Genomic DNA, 20,303 nt, shown 5'->3' on the forward strand with positions numbered 1-20,303 from the left:
ATCAATCAACTAAAAGCCAGTGGGGTTTCAATCCACGCCCCCGCGCGGGGGGCGACAACGGTGAGGGGGAAAGTAAAAGATGAAAATAGATGTTTCAATCCACGCCCCCGCGCGGGGGGCGACAACCTCGGACGCACGATTAAAGCTTTGTTTAAATGTTTCAATCCACGCCCCCGCGCGGGGGGCGACTTTAGCCATTTGCAGCAGATTGTCTGCGGGTATTGGTTTCAATCCACGCCCCCGCGCGGGGGGCGACAATGCGTTTGTGATGCAGTGGGGGCTGAGATTAGTTTCAATCCACGCCCCCGCGCGGGGGGCGACTATCGCTTTTCGGAACCCAAGCCCAAGCGAGATTGTTTCAATCCACGCCCCCGCGCGGGGGGCGACACAAATCATAGCCGAGCTGCAGCGGCGGGAGCAGGTTTCAATCCACGCCCCCGCGCGGGGGGCGACAGCCCAATGCGCCCGCAATCGGAGCAACGTATTTGGTTTCAATCCACGCCCCCGCGCGGGGGGCGACATTTATGGAGATTATGTGTCGACTGACGGAATGGGTTTCAATCCACGCCCCCGCGCGGGGGGCGATGGAAATTATCGGCGGTGAAGATGAAATTTTATCGTTTCAATCCACGCCCCCGCGCGGGGGGCGACGGACATAGATTGCTGGCTGCAGGGTTTATAGTGGTTTCAATCCACGCCCCCGCGCGGGGGGCGACGTTATTTTGTTGAATTGGTTTTTGATATGGCAGAGTTTCAATCCACGCCCCCGCGCGGGGGGCGACGCATCGGCGGGCTCTTCATGGATATGGGGACTGGGTTTCAATCCACGCCCCCGCGCGGGGGGCGACCCACTGGCTGTGTATATGCTGGAAGGGAAAAAGGTTTCAATCCACGCCCCCGCGCGGGGGGCGACGGTCAACGGTTTCGCCGGGTTTGAATTCCCTGTCGTTTCAATCCACGCCCCCGCGCGGGGGGCGACCCCACCCATGGCCGTTCCGGATCTGGGTTGATGACGTTTCAATCCACGCCCCCGCGCGGGGGGCGACGTCAGCCGGCCAAATTGCTGACCTGTTAAATCAATGTTTCAATCCACGCCCCCGCGCGGGGGGCGACGAAATGGAGGGAAATACTGTGATTATCGAGAGTAAGTTTCAATCCACGCCCCCGCGCGGGGGGCGACTTTCAATAGCTTGCTTATGCAGCCCACATAATTCGTGTTTCAATCCACGCCCCCGCGCGGGGGGCGACATTGGGCGTAAAACGCCAAGTGTTTGCATATCTGGTTTCAATCCACGCCCCCGCGCGGGGGGCGACGGTTTCACCTCCTCCTGTTCTTTTTCATCCTGACAGTTTCAATCCACGCCCCCGCGCGGGGGGCGACTGGGCACTATACTTGTATCTCATCGAGCAGGGCGTTTCAATCCACGCCCCCGCGCGGGGGGCGACACTGCAAGCGCCGGGTGGCGGGCGGAAAGGAAGGTGTTTCAATCCACGCCCCCGCGCGGGGGGCGACCTTACCCAGACCCGGATAAGAAGCCTATTTTTGAGTTTCAATCCACGCCCCCGCGCGGGGGGCGACGCGTTGGCGTGATCGTTCCCGTATTCGCTAAATGTTTCAATCCACGCCCCCGCGCGGGGGGCGACTTGCCTGTCCAGCAAAAATATTTTGCTGCAAAAATGTTTCAATCCACGCCCCCGCGCGGGGGGCGACGGACATAGATTGCTGGCTGCAGGGTTTATAGTGCGTTTCAATCCACGCCCCCGCGCGGGGGGCGACATGGCATGAACATGGACGAGTTCTTTTCTGAGCTCGTTTCAATCCACGCCCCCGCGCGGGGGGCGACCTGCCCTATTGGTCGGTCAGTATGTGCATAGTTGGTTTCAATCCACGCCCCCGCGCGGGGGGCGACGCCAACACGGATCGGGGCCTTGTTCATGGAGATGGGTTTCAATCCACGCCCCCGCGCGGGGGGCGACGTATCTGTTTCTTTTTTTGCCTTTTGACCCATCAGTTTCAATCCACGCCCCCGCGCGGGGGGCGACGCTGGCTGTTTATGGCCGCTTCAAGGCGGATAAGGTTTCAATCCACGCCCCCGCGCGGGGGGCGACCCGTATGCAAAGGGTTCACAGCGGAAAGTTATCTCGTTTCAATCCACGCCCCCGCGCGGGGGGCGACATCAATAGCGGACGGTAAAGCGATGGTGCAGGTTGTTTCAATCCACGCCCCCGCGCGGGGGGCGACGGGCGAAGTCAGGCAAGACTACGCTGGCATTGCAGGTTTCAATCCACGCCCCCGCGCGGGGGGCGACGAGTCGGAGCCAGTACATCGGCTTTTTAGAATGTGTTTCAATCCACGCCCCCGCGCGGGGGGCGACGCATAAATAAAGTCTTTTGTAAACTGATCACCTGTTTCAATCCACGCCCCCGCGCGGGGGGCGACCTACAGGAAATACGGGTGTCTAGCTTGATACACGTTTCAATCCACGCCCCCGCGCGGGGGGCGACCGTTGTACCACCCACAGGATCACCTCCAGGTTCATGTTTCAATCCACGCCCCCGCGCGGGGGGCGACAACATAGATTCATCCTCCTTTTGTTTTGTTATATGTTTCAATCCACGCCCCCGCGCGGGGGGCGACTCTGACCATAGTTCAAACTGTGCTGCTGTGCCCGTGTTTCAATCCACGCCCCCGCGCGGGGGGCGACGACCGGGTCCGTATTCTGATCGGCCACAACAAAGGGTTTCAATCCACGCCCCCGCGCGGGGGGCGACATGGCGCTTCAGGAGATGTTAGACGATTTACTATCTTGTTTCAATCCACGCCCCCGCGCGGGGGGCGACACTGTACCGCCTCACCTTTAAACCCACCCGGTTTGTTTCAATCCACGCCCCCGCGCGGGGGGCGACCGGCGATGGGCTTCAGACAATGCCAGATGGGCCAGTTTCAATCCACGCCCCCGCGCGGGGGGCGACACCTCAATACTTTAATCCAGATGCGGACAATTACGTTTCAATCCACGCCCCCGCGCGGGGGGCGACTTCTACCTGAGCGCGATCAGCGGTCCTGGTGAAGGTGTTTCAATCCACGCCCCCGCGCGGGGGGCGACTATGCTTTAGATTGAGGTGTTTTAAATGAGTAAAGTTTCAATCCACGCCCCCGCGCGGGGGGCGACGGTGACACCTGGGGAATGTTCTTCCCTCCTACTATGGTTTCAATCCACGCCCCCGCGCGGGGGGCGACGATATTGGAACCAGCGAGTCAAGCGGGGTGTGTATGTTTCAATCCACGCCCCCGCGCGGGGGGCGACGTAGGCAAAGAGTATCTGTCCGAGTTTATTTTAGTTTCAATCCACGCCCCCGCGCGGGGGGCGACCGACTATATGTACAAGAAAGGTATGGGATTACAAGTTTCAATCCACGCCCCCGCGCGGGGGGCGACCGGAATAGCTCTAACGCCGGGAGATTACTTTTACGGTTTCAATCCACGCCCCCGCGCGGGGGGCGACGTGCCGCAGGTACCGCCAAGTCTGAACGTATGGAAGTTTCAATCCACGCCCCCGCGCGGGGGGCGACGCAACGCGCAACTCTTTCATTTGTTGTAGATTGTGTTTCAATCCACGCCCCCGCGCGGGGGGCGACTTATAGAGGAAATACAGGTGTCAGAACAACTAAGTGTTTCAATCCACGCCCCCGCGCGGGGGGCGACTATCCGACATTGGAACTAGCCGAGTATACCAGTAGTTTCAATCCACGCCCCCGCGCGGGGGGCGACCATAAAAGAATTCGCCGAAGATACTGGTATAGATGTTTCAATCCACGCCCCCGCGCGGGGGGCGACATCAACTAACTAATTAAGGAGTGATCTTTTTGATGTTTCAATCCACGCCCCCGCGCGGGGGGCGACACGTTAACTATTTTATTATTTTCATTTAATGTAATGTTTCAATCCACGCCCCCGCGCGGGGGGCGACCCGTATCTGTGTTGGCCTAGTTTTCTTCCAAAGAGTTTCAATCCACGCCCCCGCGCGGGGGGCGACGCCATTGAGGCCCGGGTGATTGCATGGCTTGCCGGAGTTTCAATCCACGCCCCCGCGCGGGGGGCGACGGTTAAAAGCCAAACTGTACGACCACATGGTAAAAGTTTCAATCCACGCCCCCGCGCGGGGGGCGACAATAGTTAGGCTCCTTTTCAATTAATTTTAAGGAGGTTTCAATCCACGCCCCCGCGCGGGGGGCGACTTAAAAATTCTTTTCTATTATCATTTTTATTATGTTTCAATCCACGCCCCCGCGCGGGGGGCGACTGGCTTCTTTTTGGTGCTCTTTATCTAACATCCGGTTTCAATCCACGCCCCCGCGCGGGGGGCGACGGAATTTCATTATGCACACCACCTTCAATTTAATGTTTCAATCCACGCCCCCGCGCGGGGGGCGACCCTTTGGCCGTTTTAACCAGCAAAAAGGCAAAAAGTTTCAATCCACGCCCCCGCGCGGGGGGCGACATTATCCACAAAGGCACAGCAACCGATTGCTTTAGTTTCAATCCACGCCCCCGCGCGGGGGGCGACTTATACTCCAACAACTTTTCATATTCTACTTTAGTTTCAATCCACGCCCCCGCGCGGGGGGCGACTTTCCAATTAGAATCTTGAAAACTAGCAGACATAGTTTCAATCCACGCCCCCGCGCGGGGGGCGACCTTCATCTGCTTTTTTCTTATTTTCAATCCAAATTGTTTCAATCCACGCCCCCGCGCGGGGGGCGACTATGTGATATAATGGTTTCGCTGAGTATGTGAGGGTTTCAATCCACGCCCCCGCGCGGGGGGCGACAGGTTCCGGGCCTGGAGGTACGCCCGGCGATGCCGGTTTCAATCCACGCCCCCGCGCGGGGGGCGACCTTTATTTTTATTTGTTTTTGTATTTATTTATTTGTTTCAATCCACGCCCCCGCGCGGGGGGCGACAAGTGAAGATTTTGATGGGTTAATTTTAGCATTAGTTTCAATCCACGCCCCCGCGCGGGGGGCGACGAGTACTGCCGGCAGGATGTTGTCACAGAAATGGTTTCAATCCACGCCCCCGCGCGGGGGGCGACAGCCCATGGGATGGCCAACACCTGGGACGAAATTGTTTCAATCCACGCCCCCGCGCGGGGGGCGACTGGAAAAGATGCTAACAGCATTTACACCACTATTGTTTCAATCCACGCCCCCGCGCGGGGGGCGACGTGTCAACCATGACCAATCTTTTGCATTTTCTTTGTTTCAATCCACGCCCCCGCGCGGGGGGCGACAAGCACTAATGTATTTTTGCAAGGGCTGGCCCACGTTTCAATCCACGCCCCCGCGCGGGGGGCGACAATATGAAAATTGGTGGTAGAGCTTTATCAAACGGTTTCAATCCACGCCCCCGCGCGGGGGGCGACATATTGGTGCTAGAGAATGTACTAGATATATGTATGTTTCAATCCACGCCCCCGCGCGGGGGGCGACATTACTGGATAATATTATTTTAAGTATGGTAAAAAGTTTCAATCCACGCCCCCGCGCGGGGGGCGACGCTTCCATTATAAACCCTTGCCACACAAGGGTTTATAACCTTAATTTCGCGAACATTACATGTTTAGCTTATTTTTTGTCTACATTTTAACAGCAAAACCCGCTTAAACCATTACAAATAAACCTCTGCGATAACTCCAGACTTTTTATGTTCGCTTATGGTTCGCACTTAAACAATGATTGTCCCCTCGGGGTCAAATGTTTGTCTGGCCCCAACGTGTTCAACTCTTCTTTTCCAGTTGCTCCCTAAAAAATAATATCTCAGGCTATCTTCATCCTTGTTAATAATACCTTCAAGCTTATTTTTTAATGCTGCAAACTGCGCTGGATCCAGTAGACATTCAAATACCGAGTTTTGCACCCGCTGGCCATAATTAACACACTGCTTGGCTACGTGACGCAACCTTTTTTTCCCGGCTTCAGTAGTAGTGCTCACGTCATAAGTGACCAATACCATCAACTTAAACTCCCCCTTATTTCCAAACAAACGGAGGGTACCTATCCAAATCGCCTCTTAAATGCCTGGCCAATAGTAACGCCTGCGCATATGGCAGTAAACCGGCGGGTATTTTTTTATTCAGAAAAGGATGGGTTATCTCCTCCCGCTTTCTTTTTTGCCAGGCCTCAATTACTGCCTTCCTGGCCGTGTCTTTCATAACCACACCGCCGGATTCTTTTTTTATAAAACCATCACCGGTCACTTGCCGCCTATTAATTAGACTCAATGCTAGCCTGTCCGCCATGTACGGGCGGAACTCTTCCATCAGATCCAGGGCCAAGCCAACCCGGCCTGGCCGGTCACGGTGCAAAAAGCCCACGTAAGGGTCAAGTCCTACCGTTTCCAGCGCAGCCCGTGCCTCATGCAAAAGCAGGCTGTATAGAAATGACAGTAGCGCATTAAAGTTATCTAACGGTGGTCTGCGGTTCCTGCCTTGTATATAGAAGTATTCCTTTTGTGCTACGATTAAATGATTAAGTACTGAGAAATACTCTCTAGCAGATTCGCCTTCAATACCTCTTACCTCGTCAAGATGAATTTCCTTATTAACCCGTAAAACATTACGCGCCAATATTTTACTGACATTGACAACCTGGGCGGCATCAACCTTTTCTCCATAATCACTGATAAACCGCCGGAGCACTGTCCTGCAATTGGCAAGCTTGCCGATGATAAACATTGATGCAATTTGAGCGGAATCATGATCAGAATCAGCCAACCGGTATTGTTTTCTTCTTAACAGCACATTGCCTTTAGGCGATCCGTGAACAGTAGCCTGATGTTTGCCGCTGGCAGTCAAAAATGACACTGTAACACCTTTTTCGACACACATACCCAATAAAGCCGGACTTGCCCCCATATACCCGAAGGTAACGATACCCTCCAGGTAGTGAATGGGAGTTCTAAAAGCCTCTTGATCCTGTATTCTTACAACAAGGTTCTCCCCATCCTTTACCAGGTACGCCTCGGGGTTAGTAACGTAGAGGACATTAAGCATTTTTCTCATGCCCGTACACCCCCATTATTCATTAGCCATTTCGTCAAACAAGCCGGTTAAATATTTTTCAGCTTTTTTATTGCCCTTGGCTAGATCAGGGACGCAGATACCGGCCATGGAACAATTTTTGCACCGTTTATCTTTTACGGGCAGGGGGGTTATGCCCCGGGCAAAATTTTGATGCATTTTATCCGCCAACTCTTTAACCCTCCCCCGAAGGAAATCATCAAACTGTACTTTATGCCTGCGTTTTGTTTCACCATAATACAAATAGCCATACTCCAACTGAATATCAAGCATTTCTTCCAGGCAGATGGCCTGGGCGCACAATTGTACCTCATCCCTGTCATCAGGCTTTGGCTTGCCCCTTTTATATTCAACTATACTATAGCTATGGTTTGTTTTACTTTTTGGCAACTTGTGCAGTTCAATTACATCCGCTACCCCATACAAGCCAAGTGTTTTGGAAACTAGAGGCACAGAACGTATTGTTTTAACATCACCACGAACTTCTGTAAAGTAAGGGTCGTCCGCCCTTTGGTGTAATATTTTACCTTCCACCGTACGCACATTATCCACCCACTGGTTTTCCACGTGGATAAGTGCCCACTGCCTTTCACAAAAGGCAAAATGCTGAATGCCAGATAAGGACAGCAGGTCTTCTTCCTGATCATATTTTTTCATATTACTTTTCGGTTAGCTTAACCCCTGCGGGAACAGCTGCCGCATTAACTGTCACTTCATAATCACTGTAAGCCCTGGCCGGCCGGGTTAAGTCTTTTTTGGCAACCGTAACGAGCTCAAATAGCTTGTGCGCGGGGGCATTGCCCAGCGCTGTCTCATGTTCAAATATAACCAGTTTTCTTGCAGCCATTTTCCCCCTGGCCGCCGACCGGTCATGGTCAAACATGTTAATCAGCGCCTCCCAGAGCAGCTCAAGATCATCGGTGGTAAAACCTGTTTTTTGCGCCAGATTGGCGGACACAAACCCTTCAGCCCGATAGAGTCCATAGGGTACAATGTGCTTGCGTCCCATTTCCCTGTCTTTTTTTTCGGCATCCTTTTCTGAGGTTACCGCCATTCGTGTGATGGTAATCTCCTGCTGAATAATGGGATCCATGCTGCGAGCGAAATTAATTTGAACGGGGCCGCGTACCTGACCGCAATTGACCTCCGTAGTCATTACTGCACCAAAAGAGCGAATATCATAAAAATGATGACACATAAAATCCGTAACTTTTTTGGCATCCGCTTCATTCTTGGGTAATTTCTTTGATTCCGGCTTAAGCTCATAATGTTCGTAAGCTTTCTTGTGCTGGACATTTAGTACTGCCCCCTCGCGCACGTAGATGTCATAACCTTCGTTCCCACCTCTTGCTATATCCACATAGTTACGTATTTTTCTCTTTAAGCACACGTCGGTCACCAGCCCAAGGCCGGTTTCAGCATCAATGCGCGGCATATTTCCGGCATCTGGATCACCGTTGGGATTTCCATTTTCTACATCAAATAATAATACAAACTCATATCGATTTTTAATTGCTTCCGCCATTAATTAACACTCTCCTTTTTCTCGGATTTGATAAAAAGAGCCTGGCGCTGCTGGTAATAGCCAAGGACAAATTGCCCTTGATCCTCAATGTTTAGGTAGGCCGGGAAACAATCAATGGCGGATATTACTTCCTCAATCCGCTTGTCGGTATACCGGCCATATTCGGCTTTGGAGATGTGGTGTTGAGCAAGTCTTAATAAAATAGGGAAAACTGAGCTCGGAGATGCGGAAGCCGATCCAAAATACCTGTCTCTAATAGTCGAATTTATACCAGGATTGGCATCCTCCTGCGCTTTTTCCAGCAAGGCAAACAGACGTCCCAACAGATACCCCGTGTTATTGTTTGACTCATTTAAAGCCACAGTTAAATCCACCTCGTTTCCTTTGTTATAGTAGCGGCGGTTCCTGGCCAGAAATGCTTTTATGGCGGCCGCCCGCACATAATTTACTTCCTGATCCGCCCTTATCCGGGAAATAATTGCGTTATATAAGGCCGTTGAATAAGGCATGCCGGTAAGTATGGAGCGCATTAGCAGGCCGCCCAAAAGCGGGGCGATTCTTTTGGTATCCCTTAGCGGTGCAGTTTCTTTTAGGAGCATGCTAATTGAAATAAAGTCCGGATCATTGTCATATCTTTTTACGATGGCCATATCGGCATAATGCTGACCTATTTTTTCTATAAATTTTACATATGGGTCCATGTGCCAAAAACGCACCGCCAGACGACTGGCATTGGGGGCTAAACCCAGTATGTAAAAGTTGGTGTCCCAATTAACCCCTACCAGACCCTGGCCAACGGGTTTACCAGCCCTGACCCGCTGAAATATATCATGCATAAGTTTTACCGTTTGAGGATCCCTAACTACCTGAAAGCTGTTTTTATTTTCTTTTTCCTTTTTAGCATCGCTTTCCTCGCCAACCGGGAAAAACAGCGCCCCCAGCAGGTCTTCCTCCAGGCCGCCCGTGGAACATTCCGCCCAAAAAACAGTTGTGGTGTCACCGATTCTAACCCGGTGCTTAGCATTGCTCAGCAGGTAATTCAACGCAGTAGTATAACCAAATGTCGCTTCCTCGCCTACCGGCGCGTTAAAGCTCTGCTTTTTGCCATAAGAAGTAAAAGCATCAAGGTTGAAGGAAACCAGCGAAGCCCCGCTGGTCTGAGCCCCGGTCACACCTTTTATATTAGGGTGTAAACGGGCTATACCCGTGTCCTTTCCGGTAACCAGGCATTGCATATTTATGTTAGAAGCTTGACCCGACCGGTACATTTCCCAGGCATCCACCATCGCCTTATTTTCATGTAAATAGCCAGTCGCCCCCTCCAGTTTAAACACCAGATTCAGGCCTTCGGACAGTTCGTCAATATGCCTGGATATCACAGGATGCTCCAGTGCACCGGTAATATCCCAGCTGTGCAAAAACTCCAAAAGTGCTGTCGCACCTTCATCAGCTACATTACCCAGTATTTGATCATGTTTTTGCACAAATTCTTGAAAGCATTTTTTAATTCTATCTAGTTTTACTGTTTTACCTTTCTGCCCCAGGCCCAAAACATAAGTACAGTTGTCACATAAAAAGTTGGCAAAAATATTAACTGCTCTTTTACCTTGTTCCGGCACTGTCATATCTCTAGATACCAGCTTTTTATCCCGTTCCACCCTCAGATCAAGAATATCCAGCAACCGGCCCTGCCTGGAAAGCACCAGGCAGTAACCCACTTTCACTTTATTAAAACCAGGTCGGCTAACCCCGGAATCCGGGTCATTTAATAGCGTTTCGTAGTGTCTATAGAGCGCGTTAATAATCATTTAACCGTCACCCCTTCCTGTACCCGGGGCACTTCGATTAAGCCATCTTTCATGCTGGCCCTGAAAAAGAGGGGATTCATGCCATCCCCATGGTCAATATCCCAAAGCATCCACCCCAAATCTTGCTCACCCCGAAGCTGAGAGTGCGGTAACGGTTCTCCTTCTTCAATTAGGCGAAAGCTGGCCGGGAACTCCCGGCAGCCCAGGTAGGGTTGTTGAAAACACTGACCCTGCCTGGCCCTGCGCGTAATAATGGCATAATGCTTTTCCGGCGTATCTTGGGACCCCGCTTCTGCGGTCATTTCAAAATGTGCTTCAATTACGTAAGCCACATTCCGTAACAGCAGGGTGGCCCTCTGCTGGCGATCTTGTGAAGCATACTGGCACAGCACCATGGGATTACCTTTCATAGCTTTTTTGACGTTTCCAGCAGGGATTTTGCCTCCCACCTCATTGCGCCTTACATTATCAAAACGGATCTCGTTAAGTACGAGTATACTATCTACCACCCACTTAATGGCCGGTTTCCAGTGCAGGGATTCCAGTATGCCCCTGGCGGCGGATGGGGTCATTACATCGTAACTGACCCTTTCCACTTTCATTTCCGGCCTGGTAAAGCAGGCATAATTCCCCCAGACCAATAGCCGGATACCATAACCCATGTGATTTCACCCCTTTTCCTAAATAATTAAAGTGTCGTTTAAAAACATGCTTTCCGTAAATGGATTAAGACCTGTTTTCCGGCTATAATACTTGATAAACACCTCCTCCTTAAGCACATAAAATGTTTCGGCAATCACTTCCAAAGCCTGGTTGTTAACTAGCTCATTAAACTCATTTTCATAAACTCCCACACCATAGCGCTGCAGTTTTCTGGCATATGTGCCGGGGAAAGGGCTGAACTTGGCTTGGGCTAGCGTTTTATTACAGGCTTCGCCCCACGGAATTATTATGGGAACAGTATTTTTGTCTATTATTTTGAACTTGTCGGCAATGGTTCTGAAAGGAAACTTTAATTGTTTTTCCTGTTCCTTTATTTCGGCCATAATACCCTCCTTATCCAACAGAGCGGTATCCACGTCGTATAAAGAAGAAAAGTATTCCTTAACACCATCGAGCCCCAGGGGATCCGAAAGGCGCTCAAAGACCATACCGCCCAGAGAGGCCGTCCGGGATAGCCACCCCCTGGGCAGGCCATGCTTTTCCGCTGGCCAAAATACAAATAACCGGCCAAATGGCAATAGACCTTCCCTGTTGCAGCGGCCTGCCGACTGGGCAATGGAATCAATACCCGCCATACTCCGGTAAACTACGGGAAAATCCACATCCACCCCTGCCTCGATTAGCTGGGTGGACACCACCCGGCACACCTGCCCCTTTTTCAACCTATCCTTGATTATCTTAAGTGTTTCGGATCTGTGTTCCGGACACATCCGGGTGCTCAGGTGGAAAGTCCCCTCAGCAGAAATCTGTTCATACAACAGCCGGGCATGTTTTTTTGTATTGACAATACACAACACCTGGTGGTAAGCGGTTAACCTTTCCGCCAAATCATCATCGACTACCGTACCAATGTTACACACTTTAACCCTTTTGAAGGCTTGGTATAACCCGTCCGGGTCGCCTATAATTTCTACAGGTTTAACACCATTGGGCAGAAGTTGCCCAATGGCTGGCTGAGTTGCTGTACATAGCACGATAGTGGTTTTATAGTTGGTTACCAGTTCGGATAATGCATTCAGGCATGGTTTTAAAAAACCGGTAGGAATCATCTGAGCCTCATCAATAATAATGACGCTATTAGCAATATTATGGATTTTTCTACACCGCGAACTTCTGGCCGCAAAAAGTGACTCAAAAAATTGCACGTTGGTGGTAGCAATGACAGGCATGTCCCAGTTTTCCGCGGCCAGTTTCAATTTTTGCCCGACGTCGGAGGCATACTCGGTATCGCTATCCTCCTGGTCTTGCTGCGGATAGGTAAAGTTACTATGGTGCTCAAGCACTTGCTCAATACCAAGCACTTTCCTAAAAACATCCGCATTTTGTTCAATAATGCTGGTATATGGTATGACGTATATTACCCGTTTTTGGCCATACTGTAGGGCATGTTTTAGAGCAAAGCTCAGGGAGGACAGCGTTTTTCCGCCACCGGTGGGCACGGTAAGGGTAAAAAGACCAGAGGCGTGTCGAGCTTTCTCCCTGCAGTGGGCCAGAATTTGGGCCCGCCACCGATTCACTACGGTATCCGGCGCTTTAGCGCACATATCATCTAGAAACCAGTCCAGTTTAGAAGATAATTCACCCAGCGCATATTGATTGTTACGGGCAGCTGACTTTGCCGGGCAGGCATACTTTTCTGTATCCAAAAAATCTGCATCCACCAGGCATGAGTATAAAAACCGGATCAGAAACTGCACACTGAATCCCGCGCCACAAACGGGCCTGATGGCGGGGAAACTTACCTCCCCCGCAGGCGGCAACTCTATTTCTCTGAAAAACGCACTATAATCATTTAATCTTTTATTTAATCTAGCGGCCAGCGATGACTCGTCCGCTGCACTGCCCCAGTCGGGAAGGCCGCAGTGATGACCGGCAATGATATAGGCTAAAATCCTTCCCACCGGGCCATACCGTTTTTCCGCTTCAACCGCCCCTGCTGTAGAATGATCAACCTTAATAATCCGGCCCTTTAAGCGTTCTTGGAATTGAACAGAATATTTACCCATATCATGCATCAACCCGGCCAAGTAAGAAATCTTTTCAGCTCCCCAAGGTTTTGCTGAAATAGACGCTGTTTCACCGGCGTGTTCAAGGTGATCCTTTAGCAACTGCCACTGGCTGGCCGGCTTGTCTTTATCAGAATGAGCAAAGTATGTCATAATGTACACCATCCTTTACAGGTCACTATTAGCAACTAAGTAATTTGTATTCACCCTCTGTGCAAGCCAAGTTGCTACCATAACAATACACTCACACCCGGACTACATTTTGTCACACTAAAAATATTTTTAAACTATTTAACCATCATAGTTAACACCTACCGGAATTGTCTTATTATGTATTGTAATATTTCGACATGAATTTATTAAAGCCTGCAAAAAATCTCAATTATTGGTTGTTAAGAAAGATGTTTTTTATCATTTACAAAGAAATAGCACCAAATGCTTTGTTTTACATGAATTTTGCCCAAAATTTGTCGTATGTTTATAATATAACTTGATTGCAACATTAAGCTATCCAAGAATATCATCAGCGACTTAACAAAAAACCAGGCCATGCACCTGACTTAAATTAATAACATCAATACCTCTTCGTTTTATTGTCATTACATCATTATGGAATTCCATCAAGTCAACCTATAATAAAAACCGACAATGTTTTTAGCATTATTTTGCAGGAAATGCTAATGCTCATCAAGAATTGTATAATCCCGAGGTGATACGCATGTCTCGGGAGGAAATAATAGCAGAAATAGAACGCCTGCGTGCCAGGATGTATGATCTGGTCGACGCAGGCGCAAATTATGACGATTTAATCTTGGCCAGCCAGGAGCTGGATAGGTATATAGTAATGTACCACATAGCCGCCAGGTTTTGACTCTCACACCATTAGACTCAGCTGTGACGGCTGCTCCGACACTGACTGTCTCCTGGTTTAATTCCTTTATCGATCCACCGGCTTTCACTCTTTGATAAGAACATGCCGGGCTAACAAGGCCCGATTTGCAGCTATTCATAATGGTAGTTAAAAGCATTATAACCATCCTCAATTTTATCAATATAGCTTGCTAGACCTAAGCCACTTGCTCAAGCTGAACACCACCAGCCCGTGGGTAAAAAAGAAACCTCCCTGGCTAACTAAACTAACAGTTCAATCGCCAGCAAGGTTTTCTTTTTTACATTCTCGTTTTACCCTTGATTAAGCCAGCTTAAAACGTTTAGATAACTCATCCAATTCCCCCGCTAAACCGGCCAAACTCTGCGTAGTGGAGGCAACCTCTTCCATGGTAGCTGTTTGCTCTTCAGTTGCTGCAGCCACATTTTGCACCCCTGAATTCATCTGCTCAATTGCCACTGCCACTGACTGTATATCATCCGCCATATTTTGAACAGCGCTAATAATTTTTTCTATGGTTACTCTTACTTCCCGTACTACCTGTGACCCGGTTTCCACCTGGGTTCCACTTTGCTGCATGCTTTCAACAGCTTTTTTCGATTCATGTTGGATAGAGGTTATGAGAATGTGGATTTCTTTGGCTGCCCCGGCGGACTGTTCAGCTAACTTTCTAACTTCATCGGCCACCACTGCAAAACCCCGACCGTGTTCACCCGCACGGGCCGACTCTATGGCTGCATTCAAAGCCAGTAGATTGGTCTGATCGGCAATGCTGGTAATAAGCTCAACAATTTGAGTGATTTTACCGGCAGATTCACTTAAACCGCTAACAACTTTTCCACTGCTTTCTGTCGTCTCTTGTATAATATCCATCTGGGCAACAACGCTGTCAAGTCCTTCGTTCCCTTCCTTTGCATGGGCAGCAGCCTGGGCGGAAACATCGGAGATATGTTGGGCATTGGCGGCAACCTGTTCCACAGTGGAGGCAACTTCGCCAACAGTGGAGGCGGTTTCCGTAGCTGCTGCTGATACATTTTCAGCACTGGCGGACAGCTCGGCGGCGGACGAGGCAACTTTCTGCGACTTTTCCTGAAGCTGCCTGGTGATATCTTTAAGGTTATGCAGCATATTATTGAAAGACTCAGCTAAATGGCCCACTTCATCTTTTGTTCTCACCTTGATCTCTTTTCCCGTAAGGTCACCTGTGGCTATTTTAGCCGCTTCAGTATCGACCAAACTTATAGGATTGGCAATCATGCGAGCAATAAGGAGGGCAATAACTAAACCCAATATTATTATTATTAATACTACGATATTTGAGGTAGTAATTATTTCCCGAACATTATCAGTATTTTGATTACCACCTTCTTCAAGCAACTTGGACTCATATTCACTGAAAGTTTGAGCAGCAGTGTCTAAATCCGTAATCGTTTTTTGGTTGGCTGCAAAAAAATCCGTAATTTTCTTTTGGGCAATAGCCCGTTCTTTTTCGCTTTGAGCTGATTCACGGGCACTTATCAAAGGAACTAATTGATCTAACATAAGTTTCCTATAAACATCGGCTTTAGTTTTATAGTCATTAATTAATTGCTTACCCTCGTCAGTTGACATCAATGGGGCGATCTTATCAATTAGCTTAATGCTGTTATCTAAAGATGCTTGGATTTTAGCCGGGCTGTCAGAATTACCATCTATAATGTAACCCCTAACGTTAACGGCTGCCATATTAAACCCTGCTCTGGCTGATTCGGCATAAATATAACCATAAGCTTTTTCGTTTATCAGTGCACTGTAGTTATCATCCATCGTTTTCATTTTATCAATAAGGTATAAACAAGAACCGAGCATCAACAATAAAACAACCCCGAAACCCAATAAAATTTTTCCCTTAATGTTTAATTTCACAACAACACCCCCGTAATATGGTCATTAAGGATTATCTAACAACGAACATATATTGATTTTATACCGTCATTTAATAAATTTACCCTTTTTCTAAAATATGTTAAACCATGCTTTATATGCAGTCAATTCTACAAAATAAATTATTACCCTTCATAATATAAAAAAATTGTTGAATTTTTCCTCTATAAGTATAACCGGGGGAAATAAAAGGGGAACCATTAAAAATCCCCCACCTGCACTTTGCCAACAAGTGGGGGAATAATGTTTAACCCTGATAAAACATTTAGTTAATCCTCAATCTCAAACTTGACTATTCCTTGCTGCAGTTCATCTGCCAAATTAGCCAGATTCTGAGCGGCACCGGCCACCTGCTGAATAGCCCTGACAACCTGATCGCTGGCACCGCTAAGCTGCCTTGTGTCCTCGCTGGCTTGCATGGCACCGGCAACAGCTTGTTTAATCATATCCGTATTTTTTTCCACAGCCCCGATAATCTGGCTCAAGGAGGCACCGGTCTGTCCCGCCACTTGCACGCCCCCGCTAACTTCATCGTTCCCGCGTTCAATGGCTGTTACAGCTTCCCCAACCCCCGACTGGATATCTTTAATCAATACCTTAATCTCATGGGCAGCACTGGCCGATTGTTCTGCCAGTTTGCGCACATCTTCCGCCACCACAGCAAATCCCCGGCCTTGCTCCCCGGCCCTGGCAGCTTCAATAGCTGCATTTAAGGCTAAAAGATTGGTCCGGTCGGCAATATTGGTGATAGTGCTGATAATCTCGCCAATTCGATTGGATTGTTCGCTAAGTTTATGCACAGTTTGATAGACATTTTGAGAAGCGGTGTCAATAGCATTTATCTTATCTACTGTTTTTAATACAGCCTGATTGCCTTGCTCCGCTATCTGACGCATTTGCTCGGATTCCTGGGATACTACGGCCAAACCTTGTGCACACCGATCCGACACTGACGAAACCTGACTTGTAGTGCTGGCCACTTCTTCGATGGAGGCGCTTACCTCTTCGCTGGAGGAAACTAATTCCTGGCTATATGCTGCCAGCCGCTGGGAATAAACTTTAATATCTGCGATAATCTCTCTTAAATTGTGCACCATAGTGGCCACCGCACCGGCCAAAACACCTACTTCATCCTTGCTTTTAACTGTTTCAACTTGCTGCGTCAGATCTCCCTCGGCCACGGCCTTAACAACTGCACCGAGCCTGGTTAAAGGTCTAATAATGATGGTGGTAATCATTAAAGTGGATATCAGTATTATCAACACTGCGGCAACAGCCTCTACCTGTGCAAACCTCAATTCACCGGCCAATTCCGTGATTACTTTTGAGCGGTCGTTAATTATCTTTATAAAGCCAACCGGCTTACCGCTATAATCCTCCAACGGGACTATGAGTGCCGCCTTGCGATTGTCATCCACATAAAAGGTTTTAGCCTTTTTGGCGGACAATACCGCGTTAATATCATTTTCGTTTATTGAATAATGATCTTCTTTCGTGGTAGACACCAGCAAGCCTTCCTGGTCCTCCCAGGATACGCCGGAACTACCCTTGCTGTATATGTAATAATCCCCGCCCATTTGTTTTTGCCACTTTTCCAATAAGGTGGCGTTAAGCCCGGGGCCATATTCCACGCTGCCCACTTGTTCACCCTGGTACATTACCGGCATCACCACCCGGAAACCAAAGCCGGCCTTGCCCTCCTCCAGGCCCTGCACTGTTTTACCGGTTTTGTTGCACTCTAATACCGTATGACGAAAGGACGACAAATCATCACCATATTTATCCGGCTGATGTAACCGTAAAAAAGATATAGCCGGAGCCAGGTGAAATTGAAATTGTTCTATACCTTCCTGACTGGTCTCCTGGTATATCGGTAGAGTTAAAGCAAGCAGTTTTTCACGGTCTTGTTCGGCAAAAGCTTTTTGAATTTCCGGATTGGCAGCTACCGCTTCCAATCCTAGCCTGGCCTGGTTAAAAACATTATCCATATCGGCCAAAACACGCTGCGCTACCAGTTCATAAATTTGACTTTCCTGGTCTAACTGCATAGCCACTTTGTTTTTGTAATCCTGGTAAATTATCAGGATTAATACCAGTGAAATAATGATCGTTATCGGTGCTATAATTTTAAAACGAACACTGTTTCCCATTTTACCCCCCTAACATACTAAAACCCTACTGCAGTATTACAGGACTGTGGAGTTATAACTGTTGAAGATACTATCAGCTATCAAATCCTATTGTTTAATACTTATAAGTACCCACGTGTAAAAATCTTTACCTCACCGCTTTCCCCCTTGTCTTAAAATTAATCTCAGGCAAAAAATACATATTACACTAGCATGAAACTATCAAATATTTACCATAGTTAATGTCAACATAACGACATTTACTATGTCATATATACGACATTTTGCTTCACATATAGCCCAAATTCCACAAATTCTATCTATTTGTCTCAACTTTCATACATGATTGAAGCCGCCGGCGTCAATTGCTTCAGCCAATGTCGGCGGGATATCCACGTTATAGGCTTTGCCGTAAACCGCATTATCCGGCGCACGCCCTTTACTATATAAAAATTCATTTCACAATCCTACCATACCGGCTATCCATGATATAATACCGTAAGGAAGCAGAACAGAATAAACAATTTTGATCTTTTAATTGCAGAGGTAGCAGATGATAAATTTACTAATAGGACTGGCGGCAGGGTTCTTCGGTGGGCTTGTGGGCCTCGGCGGCGGAGTAATCATGATCCCCCTGATGGTGGGCATACTAAAAATGAGCCAGCACAAGGCTCACGGCACAAGTCTTGTAGCGCTGGTGTTCACAGGAATATCAGGAGCATTCACCTACGCCCTAAATGGTTCGGTGGATATACTTGCCTCGTTGCTTTTGGCGTCCACCGCCATATTTACCGCCAGGGCGGGCGCGCGCTTTGCCAATGCCCTTCCGGAATGGAAGCTCAAGAGATCCTTCGGCGGGTTTTTAATCCTGGTCTCCCTGCTCTTGCTTTTGAAACCTTACCTGTACCATGTTGCCGAGCCCGACACGGGTTGGCTAAAAATATCAGTTCTCTTATTAACAGGAATTTTCACCGGCTTTCTCTCCGGTATGATGGGGGTTGGAGGGGGTACGATCATGGTACCTTCAATGGTGCTGATCATCGGCTTCACCCAGTACGCCGCCCAGGGCAGCTCCCTCCTGGCCATGGTCCCGGTGGGAATAGCAGGGGCTTATACTCACTGGCGTTTGGGGAATGTCAGCACCGGTATATTGCCGGGATTAATCCCCGGAATTCTATTAGGCACGTACCTGGGCGGCTCTCTCGCCTATATCCTGCCTGAGGAGGTATTACGCATTATCTTCGCCGCCGTACTGATATGGACGGGGGCAAGATATTTAAGAACACCAAAACCTTCGCCTGATGAGGAATCAATTGCAGTGGGAAATCGAGTAGGGTAGCGCCGCAGTATTTTCTGTAGCGTTATCCTCCGGGTAGAAGGGCTGCGCAATTCGCAGCCCAGATCCCCACGGAATCAGGCGTGCAGATTTCCCGCACCTGGCTCTTCAGAACTTGTTTCACAGCATTGCGTATCTCTGCATATCTTGATATGATATTTTGATAACTGGCCGCAATATCGGAAATGTCTCCCGAATTTGCATCAATGTTTACCTAAAAAATCTCTACCAATATTTTAAAATTTGGTAGAGATTTTATGTTTTGTTAAAACCTTTTCCAAGCAGAAAGCCCTATGATAATTTGGTAGCTGAACGAGTTAACTAAAATATTGTGTCGCCGCTTTTTCCATTTAAACCCGGGTGCACATCGAAGCGTACCGCGCCTACAGCTACATCCCCGCCCGCAACCCGGACGGCTCTGGCTACTCCCTCGTGACCGAAGCCCCCGCACAGTTCAATGGCTTTGACCCCTTCGGCAACCAACTTTTTGATGACCTCTTCGGCTGCTTGGTAGTCTTTTACACCTACCACTTTCAATTCCACCTCCGGAGTTTGCACCTCGGACTTATGTTGGGTGGGTTCGGCACCGGGTGCTAAAAAAATAAACGCAGCTTTAAGCATAAAAAAACCTCCTTTTTACATTTCCTAGAGAATTATAATGCAAAACATATGCCTGAACATGTAAGCTTTAAATTTAAGCAGGTGCTGTCCACGGCTACACCGGTATTAGAACACTATCCCATAAACGAACATTTTGAAGCAAGTTCTTAATTTAGGGGGAGATTTCAACTCCCCCCTAAATTTTAGAACTGCAAAATCCATGACTTAGTTGGTATTGTACTCCCACTTATAGAAGTGGGAGACTTACGCCAAGTTAGTCAG

Annotated in this window: 12 protein-coding genes and 1 CRISPR repeat array (1 of these 13 running past the window's edge); of the genes, 2 read left to right on the forward strand and 10 right to left on the reverse strand. The window is 48.7% G+C overall.

What is annotated here, in order from left to right:
* A CRISPR array of direct repeats spans nucleotides 1-5,560; the repeat unit is 32 nt; unit sequence GTTTCAATCCACGCCCCCGCGCGGGGGGCGAC; it begins 1,642 nt to the left of the window's first position.
* A gap of 168 nt (nucleotides 5,561-5,728) precedes the next feature.
* From cas2 to DESGI_RS19820, 7 genes are read right to left on the reverse strand one after another with little or no spacing between them, the layout of a single operon-like run.
* A complete protein-coding gene (cas2, locus tag DESGI_RS19790) occupies nucleotides 5,729-6,019 on the reverse strand; it encodes a CRISPR-associated endonuclease Cas2 (RefSeq protein WP_041285008.1) in 291 nt (96 codons plus the stop codon).
* A 13-nt stretch (nucleotides 6,020-6,032) separates the two neighbouring features.
* Nucleotides 6,033-7,064 carry a type I-C CRISPR-associated endonuclease Cas1c gene (cas1c, locus tag DESGI_RS19795; protein WP_006521536.1) on the reverse strand — a complete coding sequence of 344 codons (1,032 nt, stop codon included), beginning with the start codon at nucleotides 7,062-7,064 and terminating at the stop codon, nucleotides 6,033-6,035.
* A gap of 15 nt (nucleotides 7,065-7,079) precedes the next feature.
* Nucleotides 7,080-7,739, reverse strand: coding sequence for a CRISPR-associated protein Cas4 (gene cas4, locus DESGI_RS19800; RefSeq protein WP_006521535.1), 660 nt, complete (start codon nucleotides 7,737-7,739; stop codon nucleotides 7,080-7,082).
* A 1-nt stretch (nucleotide 7,740) separates the two neighbouring features.
* Nucleotides 7,741-8,607 carry a type I-C CRISPR-associated protein Cas7/Csd2 gene (cas7c, locus tag DESGI_RS19805; RefSeq protein ID WP_006521534.1) on the reverse strand — a complete coding sequence of 289 codons (867 nt, stop codon included), beginning with the start codon at nucleotides 8,605-8,607 and terminating at the stop codon, nucleotides 7,741-7,743.
* Nucleotides 8,607-10,415, reverse strand: a complete 1,809-nt coding sequence (cas8c, locus tag DESGI_RS19810; RefSeq protein ID WP_006521533.1) for a type I-C CRISPR-associated protein Cas8c/Csd1 — start codon at nucleotides 10,413-10,415, stop codon at nucleotides 8,607-8,609. The genes cas7c and cas8c overlap by 1 nt, the downstream gene beginning before the upstream one ends.
* Entirely contained in the window at nucleotides 10,412-11,077 is a 666-nt protein-coding gene (gene cas5c / locus DESGI_RS19815; protein WP_006521532.1) for a type I-C CRISPR-associated protein Cas5c, read from the reverse strand. Before cas5c ends, cas8c begins: the two co-directional genes overlap by 4 nt.
* Nucleotides 11,078-11,095: 18 nt before the next feature.
* A complete protein-coding gene (locus tag DESGI_RS19820; protein WP_006521531.1) occupies nucleotides 11,096-13,297 on the reverse strand; it encodes a CRISPR-associated helicase/endonuclease Cas3 in 2,202 nt (733 codons plus the stop codon).
* A gap of 565 nt (nucleotides 13,298-13,862) precedes the next feature.
* Between DESGI_RS19820 and DESGI_RS24100 the strand changes: the two genes are divergently transcribed.
* A complete protein-coding gene (locus DESGI_RS24100) occupies nucleotides 13,863-14,015 on the forward strand; it encodes an aspartyl-phosphate phosphatase Spo0E family protein (protein ID WP_006521530.1) in 153 nt (50 codons plus the stop codon).
* Between the two features lie 321 nt (nucleotides 14,016-14,336).
* Here DESGI_RS24100 and DESGI_RS19825 read toward each other — a convergent pair whose 3' ends face one another.
* On the reverse strand, nucleotides 14,337-15,938 hold the full coding sequence (locus DESGI_RS19825) for a methyl-accepting chemotaxis protein (protein WP_006521529.1): 1,602 nt from the start codon (nucleotides 15,936-15,938) through the stop codon (nucleotides 14,337-14,339).
* Nucleotides 15,939-16,225: 287 nt separating this feature from the next.
* Nucleotides 16,226-18,106 carry a methyl-accepting chemotaxis protein gene (locus tag DESGI_RS19830; protein ID WP_006521528.1) on the reverse strand — a complete coding sequence of 627 codons (1,881 nt, stop codon included), beginning with the start codon at nucleotides 18,104-18,106 and terminating at the stop codon, nucleotides 16,226-16,228.
* Between the two features lie 532 nt (nucleotides 18,107-18,638).
* Here DESGI_RS19830 and DESGI_RS19835 point away from each other — a divergent pair.
* On the forward strand, nucleotides 18,639-19,424 hold the full coding sequence (locus DESGI_RS19835) for a sulfite exporter TauE/SafE family protein (RefSeq protein WP_006521527.1): 786 nt from the start codon (nucleotides 18,639-18,641) through the stop codon (nucleotides 19,422-19,424).
* 318 nt (nucleotides 19,425-19,742) lie between these two features.
* Here DESGI_RS19835 and DESGI_RS19840 read toward each other — a convergent pair whose 3' ends face one another.
* Nucleotides 19,743-20,042 carry a DUF6506 family protein gene (locus tag DESGI_RS19840; RefSeq protein WP_006521526.1) on the reverse strand — a complete coding sequence of 100 codons (300 nt, stop codon included), beginning with the start codon at nucleotides 20,040-20,042 and terminating at the stop codon, nucleotides 19,743-19,745.
* Nucleotides 20,043-20,303: the final 261 nt, after the last annotated feature.

The organism is Desulfoscipio gibsoniae DSM 7213, from assembly GCF_000233715.2.
In the GTDB taxonomy this organism is placed as follows: Bacteria; Bacillota; Desulfotomaculia; order Desulfotomaculales; family Desulfallaceae; genus Sporotomaculum; species Sporotomaculum gibsoniae.

Bases quoted from the DNA above. Each gene is read 5' to 3' on its own strand.
- cas1c (WP_006521536.1), bottom strand. From the start codon at position 7,064: ATGAGAAAAATGCTTAATGTCCTCTACGTTACTAACCCCGAGGCGTAC.
- cas4 (WP_006521535.1), bottom strand. From the start codon at position 7,739: ATGAAAAAATATGATCAGGAAGAAGACCTGCTGTCCTTATCTGGCATT.
- cas7c (WP_006521534.1), bottom strand. From the start codon at position 8,607: ATGGCGGAAGCAATTAAAAATCGATATGAGTTTGTATTATTATTTGAT.
- cas8c (WP_006521533.1), bottom strand. From the start codon at position 10,415: ATGATTATTAACGCGCTCTATAGACACTACGAAACGCTATTAAATGAC.
- cas5c (WP_006521532.1), bottom strand. From the start codon at position 11,077: ATGGGTTATGGTATCCGGCTATTGGTCTGGGGGAATTATGCCTGCTTT.
- DESGI_RS19820 (WP_006521531.1), bottom strand. From the start codon at position 13,297: ATGACATACTTTGCTCATTCTGATAAAGACAAGCCGGCCAGCCAGTGG.
- DESGI_RS24100 (WP_006521530.1), top strand. From the start codon at position 13,863: ATGTCTCGGGAGGAAATAATAGCAGAAATAGAACGCCTGCGTGCCAGG.
- DESGI_RS19830 (WP_006521528.1), bottom strand. From the start codon at position 18,106: ATGGGAAACAGTGTTCGTTTTAAAATTATAGCACCGATAACGATCATT.
- DESGI_RS19835 (WP_006521527.1), top strand. From the start codon at position 18,639: ATGATAAATTTACTAATAGGACTGGCGGCAGGGTTCTTCGGTGGGCTT.
- DESGI_RS19840 (WP_006521526.1), bottom strand. From the start codon at position 20,042: ATGCTTAAAGCTGCGTTTATTTTTTTAGCACCCGGTGCCGAACCCACC.